This is a genomic window from Micromonospora sp. NPDC049497, from assembly GCF_044465805.1.
Taxonomy (GTDB): Bacteria; Actinomycetota; Actinomycetes; order Mycobacteriales; family Micromonosporaceae; genus Micromonospora.
The window spans coordinates 121,449-141,249 of record NZ_JBITMC010000009.1 but is presented as its reverse complement, the minus strand read 5'-3'; the positions used below and the strand labels follow the sequence as shown (position 1 = coordinate 141,249).

At 71.9% G+C, this 19,801-nt stretch carries 17 protein-coding genes; 8 read left to right on the top strand and 9 right to left on the bottom strand.

Going from position 1 to position 19,801, the window contains the following annotated elements:
- Positions 1-340 precede the first annotated feature (340 nt).
- From ACIBR0_RS15240 to ACIBR0_RS15230, 3 genes are read right to left on the bottom strand one after another with little or no spacing between them, the layout of a single operon-like run.
- Positions 341-2,119: a hypothetical protein gene (locus ACIBR0_RS15240; RefSeq protein WP_396715946.1), complete on the bottom strand. Its 1,779-nt coding sequence runs from the start codon at positions 2,117-2,119 to the stop codon at positions 341-343.
- Between the two features lie 7 nt (positions 2,120-2,126).
- Positions 2,127-2,534, bottom strand: coding sequence for a nuclear transport factor 2 family protein (locus ACIBR0_RS15235; protein WP_396715944.1), 408 nt, complete (start codon positions 2,532-2,534; stop codon positions 2,127-2,129).
- An 11-nt stretch (positions 2,535-2,545) separates the two neighbouring features.
- Positions 2,546-3,151: a LuxR C-terminal-related transcriptional regulator gene (locus ACIBR0_RS15230; RefSeq protein ID WP_396715942.1), complete on the bottom strand. Its 606-nt coding sequence runs from the start codon at positions 3,149-3,151 to the stop codon at positions 2,546-2,548.
- A gap of 429 nt (positions 3,152-3,580) precedes the next feature.
- On the opposite strand from ACIBR0_RS15230, the gene ACIBR0_RS15225 reads away from it, so the two are divergent.
- Genes ACIBR0_RS15225 through ACIBR0_RS15210 form a run of 4 tightly spaced genes read left to right on the top strand, consistent with a single transcriptional unit; the run spans position 3,581 to position 8,706 of the window.
- Complete coding sequence (locus tag ACIBR0_RS15225; protein WP_396715940.1) at positions 3,581-4,876, top strand: cation:proton antiporter; 1,296 nt, start codon at positions 3,581-3,583, stop codon at positions 4,874-4,876.
- The gene (locus ACIBR0_RS15220) at positions 4,873-5,064 is read left to right on the top strand and encodes an MbtH family protein (protein WP_357029868.1); all 192 of its coding nucleotides are present in this window, start codon (positions 4,873-4,875) and stop codon (positions 5,062-5,064) included. Before ACIBR0_RS15225 ends, ACIBR0_RS15220 begins: the two co-directional genes overlap by 4 nt.
- Positions 5,065-5,089: 25 nt before the next feature.
- Entirely contained in the window at positions 5,090-8,413 is a 3,324-nt protein-coding gene (locus ACIBR0_RS15215) for an amino acid adenylation domain-containing protein (protein ID WP_396715938.1), read from the top strand.
- Between the two features lie 59 nt (positions 8,414-8,472).
- Positions 8,473-8,706, top strand: coding sequence for a hypothetical protein (locus tag ACIBR0_RS15210; protein ID WP_396715936.1), 234 nt, complete (start codon positions 8,473-8,475; stop codon positions 8,704-8,706).
- Between the two features lie 63 nt (positions 8,707-8,769).
- On the opposite strand, the gene ACIBR0_RS15205 is transcribed toward ACIBR0_RS15210, so the two are convergent.
- Complete coding sequence (locus ACIBR0_RS15205) at positions 8,770-9,636, bottom strand: ParB N-terminal domain-containing protein (RefSeq protein ID WP_396715935.1); 867 nt, start codon at positions 9,634-9,636, stop codon at positions 8,770-8,772.
- Between the two features lie 243 nt (positions 9,637-9,879).
- Positions 9,880-10,632, bottom strand: a complete 753-nt coding sequence (locus ACIBR0_RS15200) for a leucyl/phenylalanyl-tRNA--protein transferase (protein ID WP_396715933.1) — start codon at positions 10,630-10,632, stop codon at positions 9,880-9,882.
- An 82-nt stretch (positions 10,633-10,714) separates the two neighbouring features.
- Between ACIBR0_RS15200 and ACIBR0_RS15195 the strand changes: the two genes are divergently transcribed.
- The 3 genes from ACIBR0_RS15195 to ACIBR0_RS15185 are packed head-to-tail and all read left to right on the top strand — an operon-like array spanning position 10,715 to position 13,755.
- Positions 10,715-11,506 carry a thioesterase II family protein gene (locus ACIBR0_RS15195; RefSeq protein WP_396715931.1) on the top strand — a complete coding sequence of 264 codons (792 nt, stop codon included), beginning with the start codon at positions 10,715-10,717 and terminating at the stop codon, positions 11,504-11,506.
- 15 nt (positions 11,507-11,521) lie between these two features.
- Positions 11,522-12,523 (top strand): fatty acid desaturase, encoded by a 1,002-nt coding sequence (locus ACIBR0_RS15190; protein WP_357029880.1) that lies wholly within the window; start codon positions 11,522-11,524, stop codon positions 12,521-12,523.
- Positions 12,520-13,755, top strand: a complete 1,236-nt coding sequence (locus ACIBR0_RS15185; RefSeq protein ID WP_396715929.1) for an acetyl-CoA carboxylase biotin carboxylase subunit family protein — start codon at positions 12,520-12,522, stop codon at positions 13,753-13,755. Before ACIBR0_RS15190 ends, ACIBR0_RS15185 begins: the two co-directional genes overlap by 4 nt.
- Here ACIBR0_RS15185 and ACIBR0_RS15180 read toward each other — a convergent pair.
- The 4 genes from ACIBR0_RS15180 to ACIBR0_RS15165 form a co-directional block, all read right to left on the bottom strand.
- Positions 13,742-13,885, bottom strand: a complete 144-nt coding sequence (locus ACIBR0_RS15180) for a hypothetical protein (RefSeq protein ID WP_396715927.1) — start codon at positions 13,883-13,885, stop codon at positions 13,742-13,744. The genes ACIBR0_RS15185 and ACIBR0_RS15180 overlap by 14 nt on opposite strands.
- A gap of 39 nt (positions 13,886-13,924) precedes the next feature.
- Positions 13,925-15,760 carry a carbamoyltransferase gene (locus ACIBR0_RS15175; protein ID WP_396715925.1) on the bottom strand — a complete coding sequence of 612 codons (1,836 nt, stop codon included), beginning with the start codon at positions 15,758-15,760 and terminating at the stop codon, positions 13,925-13,927.
- A complete protein-coding gene (locus tag ACIBR0_RS15170; protein ID WP_396715923.1) occupies positions 15,753-17,861 on the bottom strand; it encodes an iron-containing redox enzyme family protein in 2,109 nt (702 codons plus the stop codon). The genes ACIBR0_RS15175 and ACIBR0_RS15170 overlap by 8 nt, the downstream gene beginning before the upstream one ends.
- A gap of 136 nt (positions 17,862-17,997) precedes the next feature.
- Positions 17,998-19,035, bottom strand: coding sequence for an Inducer of phenazine A (locus ACIBR0_RS15165; protein ID WP_396715921.1), 1,038 nt, complete (start codon positions 19,033-19,035; stop codon positions 17,998-18,000).
- 207 nt (positions 19,036-19,242) lie between these two features.
- Between ACIBR0_RS15165 and ACIBR0_RS15160 the strand changes: the two genes are divergently transcribed.
- Complete coding sequence (locus ACIBR0_RS15160; RefSeq protein ID WP_357032916.1) at positions 19,243-19,737, top strand: GNAT family N-acetyltransferase; 495 nt, start codon at positions 19,243-19,245, stop codon at positions 19,735-19,737.
- The last annotated feature ends 64 nt before the right edge of the window (positions 19,738-19,801 follow it).

Genomic DNA, 19,801 nt, shown 5'->3' with positions numbered 1-19,801 from the left:
CTGACAACCTCACCCGGACACCCCGAATTCAATGACGTCGAGTCGATCAGAGGCGAGGGACGGACCGGCAGGTGACACGGCCCGGCCGTTTCTGCCGTACGACCAGGGCCGGGGGGGGGGGGGGGGGGCCCCCCGCCCCCCCCCCCCCCCCCCCCCCCCCCCCCCCCCCCCGCGGCCGCCCCGCCCCCCCCCCCCCCCCGCGCCCCCCCCCCGCCCCGCCCCCCGGCTTCCGGGACACCCCCCCCCCGGCCCCCCCCCCCCCCCCCCCGGGCGGCCCCCCCCCCGGCCCCCCCCGGGGGGGGGGGCCCCCCGCGCCCCCCCGCCACCAGCGTTCCGGCGATCAGACGTCGAAGATGTAGAGCCCGTAGTTGCGGTCGGTGACCAGCACGTAGTTCTTGGCACCGACCTTGTGGACCACCACGCCCAGGAAGTCGTTGCCGGGCTCGCAGTAGGCGCCGACCTCCCGCAGGCCGTCCGGGCCGTAGCTCAGCACGCGCAACCCGCCGGAGTAGAAGGTGGCGTAGGCCAGCCGGCGGTCCGGGTCGATCGCGACGTGCGACGCCGAGAGGTCACCGAAGCCGGTCGCGTACTTCGGGTCCTGCGACTCCGGGGGGGCGTACGTATCGATCTGGGCGAGTGAACCGCCCGGGATGTCCGCCTCGAACAGCCGCAGGTAGCCCCATCCGTTGAACACCGACCGGAGGTCGATCGCGGGGATGGCCGGCGTGGCCGGTGTCGCGGTCGACCCGGCCGTCTCCTCGGTCACGCCGGTGACCCCGAGCAGCCGCAGACCGGTGAGGCGGTTGACGAAGATCAGCGGGATCGGTCCCTTGGCCGACGTGGGGTACTGGTGCAGCGCGTCCGGACCCTGGCGGTTGAAGACGATGCCCGCCTGGTAGCCGGCCGCGGCGACGGCGTCCAGTTTCTCCTGGAACGAGCACCCCGGATTCGACCCGGCGGTCAGCAGCGAGGCGTCACGCTCCATGAGCGCGATCCCGCGGCCGGGCGGGACCGTGCCCGGGCAGCCGTTGCCGACGAAGGTGGGTGTGCCGGAGATGCCGTTCTCGTCGTCGATCGGCGCGGTGTCCGGGCTCCACGCCGCGGTGAACTCCAGGCCGGCGTCCGGTCCCGACGTGATGGTGCCGATCAGGCGGACCGCCTCGTAGTTCTCGTCGGCGCCGACCAGGTACCGGCCGTCGGGGGAGAGAGCGGAGTGTTCGGCGTTGCCCTCCGGCGCGACCTGCTGCCCGCGCTTGGCGCGCTCCTCGTCGAACTCGGCGTAGAAGGACTGGGCGATCATCGAGACGTTGCCCGGCGTCGGGTCGGTCACGTCGAGCAGCACGTACCCGCCGTCCCAGTACGTCGCGTTCATGACATAGCGGTCGCCGGTCCGCTGCACGCTGACGGCGTGGGCGAACACCGAGTTGAGGCCCGGCGGGGACTCCTGGACGACGCCGAACGGCGGCACCCGCAGGTCGAGGGAGTTGACCATCGTCGGGTTGCGCGGGTCGGTGATGTCCATGATGCAGATGTCAGTGGTGATCTTGACCGTGACCATGGCGACGTAGGTGCGGCCGGTGAGGTCGTTGGTCCACGGGAACACGTAGTAGACCTCGACGGCCTGCTCCAGCGGTGAGCCGTCGACGTCGGTGTAGTCGCCGGCATGGGCGGTCAGCAGCCGGGCGTGCTCCGGGTCGGTGACGTCCCAGATGTTGATGCCGCCCCGCTGGCGCGGCCCGGTCGGGTCCGGGGCGTGTGCCTGGGCGTAGATCTCGTTGCCGTGGACGAACAGCGCACCGCGGAAGTGCTCGTTGTCGACCTCGATGACGCCGGGACCCTCACCGACGTAGTTCCCTGTCGTGGTCTCCATGAACGCGCTCTCGACCTCGAACGGCGCCCGCGGATCGCTGATGTCGATGACATAGGCGCCGGTCCGCTCACAGGTCGGCTCACGGTAGGCGGTCAGAAAGGCATGATTCCGGTACGCCGCCAGGTCGCAGATGTGCCGTTCGAGGCCGGCCCCGGACGGGTTGTTGACCTGCGCCCTGCCGACCAGCCGCACCCCGTACGTGGCGGGCGGCAGATGTCCTCTCTCCAGCGCGTCCTGGTCACCGGTCATGGGTACCTCACTTCGGTTGGGCGTACGGGGTCATCTGGAAGCTGAGGAAGCGCCAGCCGCCGCGCTCGTCGCGGCGCAGGATCTGGGTGGCGACGCCCGCGAGGGTGCGTTCCCCGCCGTCCGGCGTACGCAGAAGGTTGGTGAGCGGGCCGGTGATGACGGCGACGTCGCCGACGAGCCGGATGAGCAACTCGCCCCGGGTGATGCCGAGATAGGGGCGCCGGCTGGCGGTGTGCTCCAGGAGCTGGGTCTTGGTGTGGGTGATGCCGTGCGCGTGGGTGTGCACGAGAGTGTCGTCGAAGATCTCGTCCAGGGCGTCCAGGTCGGCGTCGACGAGGGCCTGCTGCCGGCGGTGCTCGACCGCCTGAAGTTCGGTGGTGACCTGCTGGTCGGGGGGACGGACGGCGAGGGGCATGCGGCCTCCGGTCACGCGACGGCCTTGGTCAGCCGGCTGAGCAGCGCGACCCGGGTGAGCTCGGCCTTGTTGCCGACGCCGAGCTTGGCGCGGATGCGCTTGACATACGTGTCGACGGTGTGCGGGCTGATGCCGAGCCGGGTGGCGATCTGTCCGTGGGTCAAGCCCCGGGAGATCTGGCTGAGCACCTGTTCCTCTCGCTCCGAGAGGTTCAATACGGATGGCTCGTGACGTTCCGACCGAGATGTTGCGGTATGGCCCTCGGGTAGCACCTGCGCGCCGGCGGTCACGGCTCGCAGCGCCGCGACCAGGTTCTCGGCGGACTCGTGTTTGTGGATCACACCTTTGGCGCCGGCCTGCAGATACTCCTCGGCCGGTAAGGACCAGTCGTTGAGCAGGACCAGGACCGCCGTGGTCCGGGCCGCCTCGGCGATCTCGTCCAGGCAGTCCGCCGCCCCGAGGGCATCGTCGTCGATCAGGGCCGCGTCAGCGAGCCAGGACATCGGATCGGCGGGAGACTGGCGGGTCGAGACGAGGGCAATCCCTTCATCGGAGAGAATCTGCATGAGGCCGACGAGATAGATCGGGCTGCTGATCAGGGCATCAACGCGAAGCACAGTTCCCCCGGTAGGCACCTGGATGGGTTCTCCATCATCTGGCCCAGTGGCAGGCGGACCATGGGCCGCCGCCGCCGGGCACCCCGTACAGCGGGCACACGGCAGGGCCGTCCCATGGCCGTGACCGGCCACCGGAATGATCCAACGCTATCGATCGAGAGGCCGTGATCTACAGCCATTAGCGATTATCCGACCGTTGAGGTTGGCCCGGGGGTCGCGCCAATCGGGGACATGAACTTGCTCCGGCGGCAACCGTAAGATCCTTCATCTCGGTGGGCCGCGCTCGCCTCTGACGTGCGCAAACGCCCTGCGCCACAGTGGATGAGCCGGCCCGGCGCCGGTCGTCTCGTCGCCGGTTCGCGTGACTGCGCCGCCCCGGCCGGTCCTGCCTACTGTCGATCACGCGGTGGCGGGCGAAGGGATGGACGGATGGCTATGGGCACGGTTGCGCCGCTGTTCCTCGCCCTGTTGGTGATCATCGTTGTCGCCCGGGTCCTCGGGCTCCTGTGCCGCCGGATCGGCCAGCCGGAGGTGATCGGCGAGATCGCCGGCGGCATCCTGCTCGGCCCGACCCTGTTCCACGGCGCGATCACGCGGACGCTGTTCCCGGCCGAGATCCGCCCGGCGCTCGCGACGATCGCCTCCATCGGCGTCTGCGTCTTCATGTTCCTCGTGGGCCTGCATCTGGCCGACAGCCCGCTGAACGGGCAGAGCAGGATCGTGCTGGCGTTGTCGATCGGCTCGATGGTCGTGCCGTTCGTCCTCGGCAGCCTCTTCGCGATCGGCATCGTCGGCGACCGCTCCGGGCGCACCGCGGTGCTGTTCTGCCTGTACGTCGGCACGGCGATGTCGATCACCGCGTTCCCGGTGCTGGCCCGGATCCTCACCGACCGCCAGCTGATCGACACGCCCGTCGGCGGCCTGGCGCTGGCCGTGGCCGCGGTCGGGGACGTCGTCGCCTGGGCGATGCTCGCGGTGCTGGTCGCCCTCTCGTACGGCGACGACTGGCCCTGGCGGATGCTGCTGGTGCTGCCCTTCGTGGCGATCCTCGTCGGGGTGGTGCGACCGGCGCTGGCCCGACTCGCGCGGCGCCGCCCGGCCGGACCGGAACGGGGGTCCGCCGCCCGGATCACCCGCGGCGCCGGCCTGCTGGTCGTGATCGCCGGCGCGCTGTGGCTGTCGTCCGCGGCGACCGAGTGGATGGGACTGCACCTGATCTTCGGCGCGTTCCTGCTCGGGGCGGTGATGCCCCGCTCCGGCGCCGCCGGCCTGCGCCGACGGGTGCTGCCCTGGGTCGAGCGGTTCGACCGGATCGTGCTGCTGCCACCCTTCTTCGTGGTCGCCGGCTTCGCGGTGAACCTGTCCGGGATGGACGCCCGCGAGTTCGGCCTGCTGCTGCTGATCCTGCTGATCGCGATCGGCGGCAAGATGGCCGGCGCCTTCACGGCCGCGCGGCTCGTGCGGGTGTCACCCCGGCACAGCACCGCGCTGGCCCTGCTGGTCAACACCCGGGGACTCACCGAACTGATCGTGCTCGCGGTCGGTCTCGAGATCGGCCTGCTCGATCAGGGGCTGTACTCGCTCATGGTCCTGATGGCGCTGGTCACCACATCGATGGCGGGTCTGCTGCTGCCCTTCGTCTATCCGCGGCAGCAGGTCGAGCGCGACCGCGAGGCCCGCTCGGCCGCCGCGTACCCAACCCTCGTGAAAGGGGAGTCGAGATGAACCCGTTCGACGACTCGGAAGGCCGTTTCCTGGTGCTCGTCAACGACGAGGAACAGCACTCGTTGTGGCCCAGCCGCCGGGCGGTGCCGGCCGGGTGGCGCATCGTCCACGGCGAGGACAGCAGGCAGGCGTGCCTGGACTACGTCACGCAGCACTGGACCGACCTGCGTCCGCTCAGCACCCGCTGAGCGGTCCGCCGAGAGAGGGCAGCCCGTGATAGCGATCTCCGACTTCCTGGAAGAACTGCGCGTGGCCGGCGTACAGCTGTGGCTGCAGGACGGCCGGTTGCGCTACCGGCCCGCCGGCGCGCTCGACGGTGAACGGCTGGCGATGCTCCGCGAGCGGCGCGACGAGGTGATCGCCGCGATGCGCGCCGACCCGGCGCCGGCCGCCCGGCCGGACGTCATCCCGCTCTCCGACCACCAGCAGGGCATGTGGTTCCTCGAGCAGATGGGCGTGCTGGGTGCGGCGTACAACCAGACGGCGCTGCACGCCATCAGCGGCGACCTCGACGTGGCGGCGCTGCGGTCGGCGATCGCGGACATCATCCGACGGCATGAGATCCTGCGTACGGCGTTCCCGGCGCGCGACGGCATCGGCGTGCAGGTGGTGGATCCGCCCGGCGACGACCGCTTCACCTTCCTGGACATCTCCGACAGGTCCGCCGACGAGCAGCAGCAGTGGCTCAACGACCGCAAGCGGATGTACGCCGAGTACCGGTTCGACATCTCCGTGCCGCAGAACTTCCGGACCGAGCTGATCCGACTCTCGCCCACCGAGCACGTGCTGGTGTTCCGGTCGTACCATCTGGTGCTCGACGGGCCCTCGCACGCCAACCTCTACCAGGAGTTGCGCACCCTCTATCGGGCCCACCGGACCGGCACCCCGGCCGAGCTGCCCGAACTGGGCATGCAGTACGCCGACTACGCCCTGTGGCAGAACAGCCGGGACGCCGCCGAGACCAGGCGGCACATGGACTACTGGACGCAGCGGCTGGCCGGCGCACCGCACACCTTCGACCTGCCGACCGACCGCCCCCGGGCGGCCACCGCCGAACTCGACGGCGACAACCTCGAGGTGCCGGTGCCGCCCGAAGTGGCCGACGGGCTGCGCCGGCTGGCCCGGCAGGAGGGCGCCACGCTGTTCATGGTGCTGCTGGCGGCCTTCCACACGCTGCTGTACCGGTGGAGTGGGCAGACCGACGTGAGCGTCGGGATGATCGTCGACGGGCGGGCGCGCCCGGACGTCGACGCCAACATCGGCCACTTCGTCAACCCGGTCGTGCTGCGCGCCGACCTGGCCGGGCGGCCGACCTTCACCGAGCTGCTCGGTCAGCTCCAGCCGCGGCTGCTGGAGGCCTACGAGCACCGGCACGCGCCGTTCGACCGCCTCGTGGCCGAGCTGCGGCCGCAGCGGGACATGGCCGTGCAGCCGCTGTTCCAGGTGCTGTTCACCTACCTCAGGGCCGAGCCGTTCGACATGCTCGACGGGCTGACCGTCACCCCGATCGAGCCGGACGAGCGCAAGGCGATGTTCGACCTCACGCTCTTCGCCCAGGAGGACGAGACCGGGGGGCTGGTCGTCGGGCTGGAGTACCAGACCGCGCTCTTCGAGCGCGCCACCATGCAGCGCCTCGCCGAATACCTGGTCACCCTGCTGGCCGGGGTGGTCGCCACACCGGCCGTGCCGATCGACGACCTGCCCCTGATGTCCGCCGAGCGGTGGCACGAGGTCCTCGAGGTCTGGAACGGCCCGGTCACCCGGTACGACGACGACGTCTGCCTGCACCAGGTGGTCGAGCGGCAGGTCGCCGCCACCCCGGACGCCGTCGCGGCGGTCTTCGGCGGGCGGGAACTGACCTACCGTGAACTGGACGAGCGGGCCAACGCCCTGGCGTGGCAGCTGCGGGAGCGGGGCGTCGGACCCGACGAGCGGGTCGGCATCGCGCTGCCCCGCTCCCTCGACATGCTGGTCGCCAACCTGGCGGTGCTCAAGTCCGGCGGTGCCTGCGTCCCGATCGACCCCACCTATCCGGCCGCACGCCAGCAGCTGATCGCGCAGGACGCGCAGCTGCGGCTGCTGATCGGCCCGCCCGGCGGCGACACCGGCCCCGACGGGTCCGCGCCGGTGCTGGCATACCGCATGCCGGACGGCGCCACGGCCGGCACCGCGGTCCCGCCGAACCTGGCCGACCCCGGCAACACCGCCTGGGTGCTCTACACCTCCGGGTCCACCGGCCGGCCCAAGGGCGTGGCCATGTCCCACCGGGCCCTGCTCAACCAGGTGCGGTGGCAGCAGCGCCAGGGCTCCGGCGGCCGCGGCCGGACCCTGCAGTGGGCGGCGTTGAGCTTCGACATCTTCTACCAGGAGGTGATGACCACCCTCGCGGTGGGCGAGACGCTGGTCATGGTCGAGGAGGAGGTTCGGCACGACTTCGAGCGTCTGCTCGACGTCATCGAGACCCAGCGCATCGAACGGGTCTTCATGCCGTTCGTGGCCCTGCAGGGCATGGCCGAGCTCGCCGTGCGCCTCGACCGGTTCCCGCCGTCGCTGCGCGCGGTGCTCACCGCGGGCGAGCAGTTGCAGGCCACCCCGGCGATCCGGGAGTTCTTCACCCGGCTGCCCGACTGCACACTGTTCAACCAGTACGGGCCGATCGAGGTGCACCTGGCCACCTCGCACCAGCTCAGCGGGGACCCCGCGCGGTGGCCGGCGCTGCCACCGATCGGCCGGCCCTTCGACAACGCCCGCACCTATGTGCTCGACTCCGAGTTGCGGCCGGTGCCGCCCGGGGTCGCCGGTGAGCTGTTCGTCGGCGGCACCCCGCTGGCCCGCGGATACCTGGGCCGCCCGGAGCTGACGGCGGAGCGGTTCCTGCCCGACCCGTTCGGCGACGGTACCCGGATGTACCGCACCGGCGACCGGGTCCGCTGGAACGCCGCCGGGCAGCTGGAGTTCATCGGCCGCTTCGACGACCAGGTGAAGATCCGCGGGTTCCGGGTGGAGGTCGCCGAGATCGAGACCGTCCTGACCGGACACCCGCAGGTGCTGGAGTGCGCCGTCGGCGCCCACCGGTACGGCGTCGGCGACCGGCGCCTGGTCGCGTACGTGGTGCCGGACCCGCAGGCGCCACCGGCCGCCGCCGAGCTGCGCGCCTTCCTCGCCGACCGGCTGCCCGACTACATGGTGCCGGCGGCCTACCTGACGGTGACCGAGCTGCCGCGGACGCCGAGCGGGAAACTCAGCCGGGCGCTGCTGCCGCGGCCCGACGACGAGGCGGAGTGGGCCGGGGCGGCCGAGTACGAGCCGCCGAGCACGCCGCTGCAGGAGAGCATCGCCGCGATCTGGGCGGAGGTGCTGGCCGTGCCGCGGGTCGGCCTGCGGGACAACTTCTTCGAGCTGGGCGGCCACTCGCTGCTGGCGGTCGCGGTCGTCACCAAGGTCGGTGAGGTCGTCGAGCGTCCGGTCGCGCTGCGTACCCTCTTCGAGGCGCCGACCGTGGCCGCCCTCGCCACCCGGCTGAGCGAGGCGGAATGAGCGGGCCGCAGCGGCGGACCTCACCGTTCTGCAGGGCGTGCCCGGTCCGGTGGTTCCGGGTGGGCGCGTTCGACGTGGCGGACCGGCCGAAGTCGTCGACCCGGTTCGACCGCGAGATCGGCTACCGCACCATCCCGGAGTCGGGCGTCCCGGTCTGCGTGCACCCCGACCGGATCGGGGTGCCTCCGGGCGAGTACGCGAGCAACGGCACGGCACCGCCCCACGTGCCCTATCTGCGGCGGCTGTGGCTGCGGATCCGGGTGGCGGCGTCGAGCAGCACACGCTCTCGCTGACACACCGCACGGAACGGGCCGGTGTCCACCAGGAGACCGGCCCGTCGCGTTCCCGCCGGGTTCTCAGCCGGTGTGGCCGTACTCGTCCTCCAGCCCCATCGCGAGCTGGATCCACGCCGCCGCGCAGGACCGCGCCAGCGACCCGAGATTGAGCCGCGAGTGCGGCGGGATGTGGCTCAGCGACAGCGGGATCTCGTCGGGCACCAGCACCCGCGGGCCCAGCCAGCGCAGCAGCACCCGGCCGGACTCGGTGTAGCGCAGCGACGGATCCCGCTGGATGGTGTCCAGCAGCGAGCGCAGCTCCTGGGAGGGGTCGGCCTCCGGCAGCTTCACCGTCATCTGCCGGTCGACGCCACGGTCACCGCGATCCGGGCGGGTCCGCCTGTCCAGCACCGGGTCCTCGCCGGCGCGCAGGCGCGCCCGGACACTGCGCGCGGTCTCCACCGAGATGCCGGCCTCCTGAGCGATCCGGCGCAGCGTCGCCTCCGGATGCACGGCGATCAGCTCGGCCGCGGCCTGCCTGCCGGCGGCCCCGTTGATCGGGCGGACCCGCCCGTCGCGGCCGATGCGCGCCTCGACCGGCGGCCCGTCCATCCCGCGGCGCAGCGAGCCGACGGTCTTCGCGGCCAGCCCGGCGGTGAAGGCGATCGCCCGGTCGGACAGCTGCGGGTGGCTCTGGATGATCCGGATCGCGGCGGCGCGCCGATCGGCGATCGTCAACGGCATCCCGTGCGACACGTTGAGCCGCACGGCCAGCAGGAACGCCTCGTGGTCGTCCCCGTCGAACATCCGCGCGCAGATCTCCTGCTCGCCGCGGAGCCGGGCGGCGGCGAGCCGGTGCATGCCGTCGACGACCCGCATGGTCGCGCGGTGCACCACGATCGGTGGCAGGTCCGCCTCCATCTCCGCCATGGCTCTCGCGTACGCCATGTCCACGCCCGCGGATCGCGGCGAGTCGGCATCGCGGATGGCGGAGATCGGCAGCCGCACGACAGGTTCGTCCCGGCCGGCGAGCGGCTCGGCATCAAGGGTGGATCTAGAGGTGTTGACCGGCACTGGATCAGCCCCGTTCCTTGTCACGGCCTCAACGGTCGAACGAAGACACACGGTCTTCGATCATCCTGACCACCTGGCCGGACACGCGGGACTCACCTGTTTAGGGGGCAGCGGCCGCTACCCCGGCGTGCGCAGGAAACCGAGGCGCCGTACCGGCTCCTCACCCCCGGCCAGAGGCACCGGATCGCTGCCGCGGGCCAGCGTCGCCAGGAACTCGCCGCGCGGCAGCGGCCCGGCGCCGAGCCGCTGGTTGCGCTCGCTGTCCCACTCGACGTCCAGCAGCGTCACGCCGGTGCCGGCGAGCCGGTGCTCCATGTCGAGCAGCGCCACCTTCGACGCGTTGTCGCGCCGGTGGAAACAGGTGTCCAGGACGAACACCTCTCCGACGCCGATGCCGATGGCGCCGCCCACCAGCTCCTCGTGCTCCCACACCTCGACACTGTGCGCCCAGCCCAGCTCGTTCAGCGTGATCATGCACTCGCACAACTCGGTGGTCAGCCACTCGGGGGTGCGGTCCCGACGGCACTCGGCCAGCACCCGGGCGAAGTCCTTGTTCGTGGTGGTGGTCCAGGTCAGCCGGTTGCGCAACAGCTTCATCAGGCTGCGTGCCTTGGCCAACCCGCCGTACGGGATCACCGGCCGGGGATCCGGGGACCACCAGACCAGCGCGTACGGGTCGGGCAGCGGCGAGTCGAGCACCACGGTCGCCCCGGACTCCACCGCGTCCTCGTACAGGGCGTGATTCACCTCGATGTCAGCCGGCGTCGCGGCCGGCATCGGGTAGGTGCCGTGCCGGTAGCCGCCGATCACGGTGGCCGGGTCGAGCCGCCCACCGATCGCGACCGGCGCGCCGGCCGGGGCACTATCCATCGCAAGTCCGTCCCAGACGCATCCCTCGCAAAGAATCACATGCGGATTCTGGCCTCAGACCCGCGACTGACGGGAGTCCTCGATGACCGCACCCACGACAACGGACACCTCCGGCGCGTCGGCGCGCTGGCTGCGCCGGCCTCGGCCCCGCCAGGACCCGGCGGCGCGGCTGGTGTGCCTGCCGCACGCCGGCGGCACGGCCAGCGCCTACAGCTCGTGGCTCGACCGGCTGCCGGCCACCACCGAGCTGATCAGCGTGCAGTACCCGGGCCGCCACGACCGGCTGGCCGAGCCGCTGATGCCGTCGGTCGTGCAGATCGCCGACGCGGTGGCCCCGGCGCTGGCGCCCTACGCCGACCGGCCCCTGTTCCTGTTCGGGCACAGCATGGGCAGCCTCGTCGCCTACGAGGTCGCGATCCGCCTGGAGGCTGGTGGCGGGCCCGGGCCGGCGGGTCTGTTCCTCTCCGGCCAGCTCGCCCCGCACCGGTCCGCGCCGTCGCACGAGGTCATGGACGACGCCACCGTCGAGGCCGAGGCCCGCGAGGCCGGCTGGACCGACCCAGCCGTGTTCGACCACCCGGAACTGCGCGAGCTGGTGCTGCCGCCGCTGCTGGCCGACGTCCGGGCGTCGCTGTCGTACCACCGCGACGACCCGGTGCGGCTGCGGTGCCCGATCGCCGCGTACGGGGGCAGCGGCGACCCCGGGGACGTGCCGCGTGAGCTGGCCGCCTGGGGTGAGCTGACCTCCGGCAGCGCCGCCGGGCGGGTGTTCGACGGGGACCACTTCTACCTCCGGGCTCGGGAGGCCGAGCTGGTTGCCGACATCGTGGCCCGGATGTCTGACTGGGGAGAGCCGCCAGTTGGACAGCACTGAGTGAGGAGAGAGACCGTGGCCGATTCTGCTCTAGCCGAGCGGTACCGTTTCGCGCCCGAGATCATGGCCGCGGTCCGGGCCGCGTCCCGGCCGGACAACTGGCACGGTCCGCTCGAAGCCGTCACGCACTGGGCCTGGATCGCCTTCTGGTGCGCGGCCTCGATCCTGTCGTGGCAGCACGCGCCCTGGTGGCTGGCGCTGCCGGTCTACCTGGTGGCGGTGTTCTTCATCGGGGGCCGGCAGCGGGGGATCGCCGGGATGCTGCACATGGCGACCCACCGGGTGTTCATGGCCGACCACCGGACCGGCAGCGTGATCGGGGCGGTCCTCGGCGGGTACCCGGTGCTGCAGAGCTTCACCGGGTACCGGGCGTCGCACCTCGGCGAGCACCACGGCCGGCTCGGCGACCCGGACCGGGACCCGGACTACCAGCAGTACAAGGACAACGCGCTGTGCGGGGACGAGATGAGCCGCGACGCGCTGCGCCGCTACCTGCTCACCGTGGTGACGCCGAGGGCGACCGCCTCGTACGTGCTCTACCTGCTGCGCCACCGCATCGTCGCGGCGGGCGAGCAGCCGGCCGAGCGCGCGCTGCGGGTGGTCGTGCTGGCCGGGGTGCTCCTCTGGGCCGTGCTGGGCGGCTGGTGGATGTGGCTGGTGCTGCTCTGGTTCGTGCCGCTGGTCACCACCCAGGTGTGGATCGGTGCGGTGGCCGAGCTGATGGAGCACTTCCCGCTGATCGAGACCGCGCCCCGGGTGGACATCTACATGTCCTGGAACCGGGTCTACGGGTGGGGCACCCGGTTCCTCCTGGGGGAGATCGACGGCGAGGGCTTCCACCTGGTGCACCACCTGTTCCCGCGCACCCCGATGTGGCGGCTGCGCGAGGTCGACGCGATCCTGAGCCGCGACCCGGTCTACGCGGCCCTGCCACGGCTCGGTGGCGCCCTCGGTGGCCTGGAACAGATCTACCGTTCGCTGCCCGCGCAGCGTGAGCACGAGCGGGTCGGCGCATGACCGCCACGGTGGTCGTGGTCTACACGGCCGGCGCCGCCAGCCCGCTCGAGTTGGCCGTCGACGCCGAGGGCTACGACCTGGTGTTCGCGGCGCCCGTCGGCGAGTTGGAGGACGGACTGGCCGATCTGCTGGCGGCCGTCGGTGACGTCGTCGACGTGACCGACGAGGCCGCCGGCGCCGCGGTGCTCGCGGCCCGCGACCCGGCCGGCATCGTGGTCTTCTGCGACCGTGACCTGCCGCTCGCGCAGCGGCTGGCGTCCCGTCTCGGCCTGGAGTTCCACTCGCCGAGCACGGTCCACGCCGCCACCGACAAATACGTGCAGCGGGGGCGGCTGCGCGACGCCGGGCTGCCGGTGCCGCGGTTCCGGCTGGTGGAGCAGCCCGGCGAGGTGCTGGAGGCGCTCGACTCGGTGGGCACGCCCGCGGTGCTCAAGCCGGTCCGGGGCGCGGGCAGCCAACAGACTTACCGCCTGGACGGCCCGCAGGACGCGCTGCGGTACGCCGCCGACGCGTTCGCCTCGGGCGAGGCCGACCAGGTCGTGGTCGAGGAGATGCTGGTGGGCTGCCCGTCGGTTGCCGGGCCCGGCCTCGGCGACTACGTGTCGGTCGAGATGCTGCTGTGGCGCGGCACGGTCGCCTGCCAGGTGCTCAACTCCCGGCTGCCGTTGCGGGAACCGTTCCGCGAGCAGGGTTTCATCATGCCCGGGCTGCTGCCCGAGAAGGACGAGGCGGAGGCCTTCCGGGTCACCGAGGCGGCCTGCCACGCGCTCGGCCTGCGCGACGGCTGGATCGACGTGGAGCTGAAGCTGACCGCCGACGGGCCTGTGGTGATCGAGGTGAACGCCCGGATGGGTGGCTATGTGGCCGCCCTGCTGCACCGCTCGTACGGCGTGGGAGCGGTCGGACTGGCGTTCGACGTCGCCGTCGGCCGCCGGCCGGTGGTGTCGCTGGGGGAGCCGGCGGCAACCGCCTTCTGTTACCAGATCTTGCCGCCGCTCGGTGACTGGCGGCTGGCCTCCTGGGGCAACGTGGCCGACCTGACCGAGCGGCACCCCGAAATTCTCTCGGTCGTCCTGACCGCCGAGCCCGGCGACCGGGTCGACTGGCGGTCGGGCAGCCGCGGCACGATCGGCGTGGTGGAGGGCATGGCCGAGGGGCCGGACGCGGTGCTCACCGCGGTGCGCGCCATCGAGCGCGCCATCGCCGACGAGGTGGTCTTCAGTCCCGCGTGAGCGGCTGCTGCCAGTAGCTCGGGCGGCGCCGCGACCACGACCGGCGCATCGGATCCCGCAGAGCCCGCAGCAGCAGGCCCGCCGGGATCACGAACAGCACGTACACGACGGTGAGCAGGGCGTTGCGCATCAGAAGGTCCTTTCTTCGGTACGGGTGGACGGCGGTTGGTCAGTCGAGGGGAACCTCGGTGCGCCAGTCCCGGTCCTCGCGCCACTCGGGCTGCTCGGACTTGTGCAGCAGGAACCCGCCGAGCGCGAGCACGTCGATGCCGGTCCGCATGAAGCACGTGTACGCCTCCTGCGGCGTGTTCACGATCGGCTCGCCGCGGACGTTGAACGACGTGTTCACCACGACGCTGCTGCCGGTCTCGCGCTTGAGTGCGGTGAGCAGCCGGTGATAGGCGGGGTTGTCCCGCGGGCCCACGGTCTGCACGCGCGCCGAGTGGTCCACGTGCGTGACCGCCGGGATCACGGACCGGGGCACCTTGAGCAGGTCGATGCCGGTCAGGCCCGAGTCGGCGTCGACGGCGAGCCGGGCCGCCTGCGCGACCGGCGCGACCACGAGCATGTACGGGCTCTCCTGCGGCAGGTCGAAGAAGTCCTTCGCGTCCTCGGTCAGCACGGACGGCGCGAACGGCCGGAACGACTCCCGGAACTTGATCTTCAAGTTCATGATCGATTGGGTTCGCGGGTCGCGGGCGTCGCCCAGGATCGAGCGTGATCCCAGCGCCCGTGGGCCGAACTCCATCCGGCCCTGGAACCAGCCCACCACCATCCCCGCGGCGATCGACTTCGCGACCTCGGCAGCCAACTCCTGCGGCCCGAGGCGGCGGTGCGGGATGCCGGCGGAGTTCAGGTACGCCGCGATCTGCTCGTCGTCGTACCGTGGCCCGAGCAAAGACCCGGCCATCGCGTCGTGCCCGGTGCCGACGTGCGCCCGTTCGGCGCCCCGGTCCATCGCGACCGCGAGCGCCGCACCCAGCGCGCCGCCGGCGTCACCGGCCGCCGGCTGGACCCAGACCTCGTCGAAGAGCGACCCGGCGACGATCTTCCCGTTCGCCACGCAGTTGAGGGCCACCCCGCCGGCCAGGCACAGCCGTGACTCGCCGGTCAGCTCCCGGGCCGTCAGCGCGAGCGCGAGGACGACCTCCTCGGTGACCAGCTGCACCGACGCCGCCAGGTCGAACTCGCGCCGGGTCAGCTCGCCCTCGGGTTCGCGGCGCGGGCCGCCGAACAGCTTCTCGAAGCCGCGGCCGGTCATCACCTGCCCGCGCAGGAACTCGAAGTAGCGCATGTTCAGCCGGAACGACCCATCGGGCTTGACGTCGATCAGCCGCTCGCGGATCAGGCCGGCGTACCGGGGTTCGCCGTAGGGCGCCAGGCCCATCAGCTTGTACTCGCCGGAGTCCACCTTGAACCCGCAGAAGTAGGTGAAGGCCGAGTAGAGCAGGCCCAGCGAGTGCGGGAAACGGATCTCGGCCTTCGGCGTCAGCCGGGTGCCCTGTCCGTGCCAGATCGAGGTGGTCGCCCACTCGCCGACACCGTCGATGCAGAGCACGGCGGCCGACTCGTACGGGCTGGCCAGGAACGCCGACGCGGCGTGCGACTCGTGGTGCCGCCGGCAGATGATCTCCGGCACGCGGCCCCGGTCCAGCCCTTCGAGCTCGCGGCGGACCACGTCGGTGACGCGTCGCTTCGACGTCCACCAGCCGGGCAGGGTGTCACGAAACGAGGCCAGCCCGAACGGGACCGCACCGAGATAGGTCGCCAGGACGCGGCGGAACTTGAGCGCCGGGTCCTCGTAGTAGGCGATCGCCGACACGTCGGCGAGGGTGGCGCCGGCCTCGTCCAGGCAGTAGGCGACCGCGTTCGCCGGGAACGCCGAGTCGTGGCGGCGGCGGGTGAAACGCTCCTCCTGCGCGGCCGCCACCGGGCGGCCGCCGGACACCAGCGCCGCGGCACTGTCGTGGTAGTACGCGGAGACACCGAGAACCAGGTCAGACATGTGCGGAGGCCTCCACTCGGGCGCGACGAGCCGCGGTACGCGCCCAGAATCCGGATGGTGGGTTCAGTGAGCGGTACCCGGCCCGGATCCGGTCCCACGCCTGCGCGCGGTCCGCCGGCGCCTGCTGCGCCAGATATCCGTCGACGGCGTCCGCCGCCCACGCGGAGTGCCCGGTCGCCACGTTGTCGATGGTGTTGTGGATGTCGACGAACGCGGTGCTGAAGCCGTACCGCTTGAGCGCCTGCCGGGCGCGGCGATAACTGCCACCGACACCGGACAACTCCATGGCCAGGTTCAAGCCGAGGATCTCCGGCTCGAACGTACGCGGGAACCGGCCGATCGCCAGCCAGTAGACCGGTAGCTCGAACGAGCGGTCCCGCAACGCCGGCCAGGCCGCGAACTCCGGTGACCGGGTCGGCGGCAGGTCGATGCCCATCTCCCGCAGCACCGTGCGGTAGATCAGCGGATGGTTCAGCTCCAGCTCGCCGTTGCCCAGCTCGTCCCAGTAGGTCGCGAACAGGAAGTGGCCCCGCTCGGTGGAGGCGAGCTGGTAGTCGGTGTGACCGGCCAGCCAGGCGCCGTCGATCAGGGTGAGGGGCGCCAGCTGCAACGTCGAGTCGATCAGCTCGGCACGCTCCGGCAGGGGATCGTCCGAGCCGTCCTGGAACTCGCTGTTGTGCCGGTCGTGCTGGTCGAGCAGCCACGGCCGCAGGCCGTCCGCCGGCGGCTCGGCGGGCAGCGTTCGCGTGTCCCGTCTCATGCCGTGGCGGGAGCGGGCCAGCCACCCCTGGACGTAGCGCAGCGCGTAGCGCCGGGTGGCCGGCGTGATGGTGCGCCGCAGCAGTCGGGTGTAGGCCTGCCGTGGACCGGCGGGAGCCTCGCCGTCATCGTCACCGCCCGCGGCCACGCGGAGCTCGATGCTCCGGGGCTGGTGGGCGGAGGGCCGCAGCCGCGCGCGCTCGGCCGGATCGGCCGGCAGCGCGTCGATCCACCGGTTGATGACGTCGAGGTCGTCGTCGGGGAACACCCGGAACATCCGGCCGTTCTCCGACACCAGCTCGCCGGTGAGCCGGCTCGCCCCCGACCGGCCCGGGCGCACCAGGCGGCTGTCGGCGAGCGCGGCCAGGAACGGGCCCGGATCGGTCCGGGCCTCGGCCAGCCACTGCTTCAGCGGCCGCCCGCGCATCACGAACCGGTCGTGATAGGCCGACGCCTCGCGGGCCCGCGAGCGCATCAGCTCGGCCATCTCGAACCACGGGTCGCGCGCGGCGTCGAGCTCCCGGTACACCTCGTCGCTCCAGCGGCGGAGCGCGGCGAAGGCCCAGGCGAATCCCCGCCCGAACGCCGCCGCGCCGGTCGGGCCGGCTGCCGCGGCGAACGCGTCCGCCACAGCCCGCGCGTCGTCGACCGCCGGCGCCCGGTGCGGCCGGCGCGCGCGACCCGGGTCCAGCGCGGTCCAGTCCGCCGCGTCCGCGAGCCGGGTCCGGACACCGGCGAGCGGCGGCAACAGACCGGCGGCACGCAAACAAAGATCAACACCAAAGATCTCACCGGCGTACGTGTCCGGGCGCCGGCTCATCGTCAACGCGAGAGCCGGCAGGTGGAAGGACGGGTCTGCGATCCGGCGGTCCTGCGCCAGCCGGCCGGCGGGGCGCGCGTGCACGGCCACCCGGACGTGCCGCATCAGCGCCAGGTAGGCATCGCCCCGGGACGCCCCCGGATGCCCGGCGCCGACATCGGCCGCGAACAGCGCGAGCGCCCGCATCGTGACCGGCTCCTCGGCGTTTCCCGGCTCGCTCATCCACTGCAACCAGGCACCCGACATCGAGGCCAGCGGCGCGCAGGCGAGTACCGCACGGCGTACCAGCACGTCCGCGCAGCCCTCCCGTTCGGCGGTGGCGAACAGCGCGGTGAAGCGGGCCCGTTCGGCCTCGGCCCAGGCGGCGACCGCGGCGACGTCGCCGTCGGCGCCGTCGAGGCCGGCGCCGGCCAGCTCGCCGAGGATCGCGGGCCGCAGCGTGTCGGGCAGCGGCGTCTCCTCCGGCTCGCACGCCCGCGCGAACACCGTCCGGACCGGCAGGGTCAGCGCATCGTCACCCATCGCCATCAGAACATCGGGTAGATGGAGGCGTCGCGCTTCGCCTTCTTCTTGCGGCGGCCGAACAGCCGGGCGATCACCGTACGCAGGAACGACATGGAGAGGTCACCTCAGTTCACTTCGGGTCGACATCCGGGCCTCACGACAGCTGGAGGCTCTCGGCCAGCACCTGCGCCACGACGTCGTTGCCCTCGTCGGTGTAGTGACCGCGGTCGACGAAGAGCCAGTCCGACGGCTTGGTCACCTCGGCGAGGCGGGAGAGCGTGTCGACGAACGGGACGTCCTTGCGGGCGCATGCCTCGCCGAGAGCCGAGGCGTAGGCGGCCCCGGTCGCGATGCTGCCGACGTCGCCGTAGCGCTCCTCCCAGGTGCCGTAGTCGGAGAGCTCGTCGAACTCGTCGAAGAGCAGCTTCTCCTGCGGCGCCGGCGTCTCCCGCAGCCAGGTCGCGAGCGGCTGGAGGGCGAAACTCACCCGGGCGCCGGTCGCGGCGGCCATCACCAGCCAACTGTCGAGGTTGCGCATCGTGATGCCGACCGCGGACTCGATCATGCCGGCCGTCGTCGGACGGGCCGCGGACGGCGCGACCGACGGGGACGGCGGCCGCGGGCCGGTGCGCCACCGCTTGGTCCTGGCCGGCTCGGCGTACCGGGCGCGCAGCTCCTGCATCTTCTCGAAGTACTCGTTGCAGAAGAAGAAGGGCTCCTGGCCGCCGACGTCCACCCCGGTCAGCTGTCCCATGACCAGCGTGTTGAAGCCGCTGATGATGACAATCTCGTCGATCGGGGGCAACAGGTGCCGGTAGAGCATGAACAGCATCAACTCCTGGGTGGAGTTGAGGTACGGGGCGCCGAAGGTCAACCACGGCCGGCTCGGCGCGTGCTTCGACCAGAGCCGCGACGCGATCGTGGCCGCGTCGGTGGTGGCGCCGTAACCCAGCGACACCGAACCGCCGACCAGCAGCCGGACCGGCCCCTCGATCCGGTCGCCGCCGGCCGATCCCGGCCCGCTCGGACCGTGCGAGATCCGGAATCCGAGGCGGTCGGTGTTGATGGCCGCGGATCGGTAGTTCGGCCTGTTGAAATACATCAGATAGGGGAGGTATCTCATCTCCCCGCGATCCAGGAAATCGAGATAGTCCGACAGCTGAGGCGTCAACAGCTCGGTCTGCCGCACCATGAGAGGACCTCCATTCGCGAGCAGGTGGCCCTCCGGCCGAAATCCCTGTGAAGCAACCTAATGCCGGGCCGCCGGGGCGGCGTGTCCCCTAAAAGGGCCGCGCGCCGGCGGCCGATTTTCCCGGCCCGGAGCGACCCCGCCGGCGTGCTAGCCTCGGCTCGGTTCTGATGTGGAACGACCCGTCGTTCCGTCCGACGCGGAGGCGTGATGACTGACAGCGTGGCCAGGGACATCTCGCTACGACCCCTGACCGAGAACGACGTCCCGGCGCTCTTCGAGATCCAGCTCGACGAGACCGCCCAGCACCTGGCGGCGTTCACCGATGCCAAGACCGCCCGCGACGCCGACGCCTTCCGGGAGAAGTATCGGAAGATCCTGGCCGACGACGCGATCGTCAACCGGGTCATCGAGGTCGGCGGTGAGGTCGTCGGCAGCGTGGCCACCTTCCCGATCGAGGGCGACACCGAGCTCACCTACTGGATCCGTAAGGACTGGTGGGGCCGGGGTGCGGCCACCGCCGCCGTCGCCGCGCTGCTCCGCGAGGTGACCGAGCGGCCGATCCACGCCCGGGTCGTCGAGGACAACCCCGGCTCGATCCGGGTGCTGGAGCGCAACGGGTTCGTGCGCGTCGGCAGCGAGGACTCGTTCGCCCCCGGCCGGCAGGCCACCGTCACCGAGCTGATCTTCAGACTGGACGGCTGACGACCGGGCCCGGCGCGCCTGACGCGCCGAGGGCCGGGACAGATCAACGACAGCGACGCGCCGC

Excerpts from the sequence above, each read along its gene's own strand:
- ACIBR0_RS15240 (WP_396715946.1), bottom strand. The coding sequence starts at position 2,119 with ATGACCGGTGACCAGGACGCGCTGGAGAGAGGACATCTGCCGCCCGCC.
- ACIBR0_RS15235 (WP_396715944.1), bottom strand. The coding sequence starts at position 2,534 with ATGCCCCTCGCCGTCCGTCCCCCCGACCAGCAGGTCACCACCGAACTT.
- ACIBR0_RS15225 (WP_396715940.1), top strand. The coding sequence starts at position 3,581 with ATGGCTATGGGCACGGTTGCGCCGCTGTTCCTCGCCCTGTTGGTGATC.
- ACIBR0_RS15220 (WP_357029868.1), top strand. The coding sequence starts at position 4,873 with ATGAACCCGTTCGACGACTCGGAAGGCCGTTTCCTGGTGCTCGTCAAC.
- ACIBR0_RS15205 (WP_396715935.1), bottom strand. The coding sequence starts at position 9,636 with ATGGCGTACGCGAGAGCCATGGCGGAGATGGAGGCGGACCTGCCACCG.
- ACIBR0_RS15200 (WP_396715933.1), bottom strand. The coding sequence starts at position 10,632 with ATGGATAGTGCCCCGGCCGGCGCGCCGGTCGCGATCGGTGGGCGGCTC.
- ACIBR0_RS15195 (WP_396715931.1), top strand. The coding sequence starts at position 10,715 with ATGACCGCACCCACGACAACGGACACCTCCGGCGCGTCGGCGCGCTGG.
- ACIBR0_RS15185 (WP_396715929.1), top strand. The coding sequence starts at position 12,520 with ATGACCGCCACGGTGGTCGTGGTCTACACGGCCGGCGCCGCCAGCCCG.
- ACIBR0_RS15180 (WP_396715927.1), bottom strand. The coding sequence starts at position 13,885 with ATGCGCAACGCCCTGCTCACCGTCGTGTACGTGCTGTTCGTGATCCCG.
- ACIBR0_RS15175 (WP_396715925.1), bottom strand. The coding sequence starts at position 15,760 with ATGTCTGACCTGGTTCTCGGTGTCTCCGCGTACTACCACGACAGTGCC.
- ACIBR0_RS15170 (WP_396715923.1), bottom strand. The coding sequence starts at position 17,861 with ATGGGTGACGATGCGCTGACCCTGCCGGTCCGGACGGTGTTCGCGCGG.
- ACIBR0_RS15165 (WP_396715921.1), bottom strand. The coding sequence starts at position 19,035 with ATGGTGCGGCAGACCGAGCTGTTGACGCCTCAGCTGTCGGACTATCTC.
- ACIBR0_RS15160 (WP_357032916.1), top strand. The coding sequence starts at position 19,243 with ATGACTGACAGCGTGGCCAGGGACATCTCGCTACGACCCCTGACCGAG.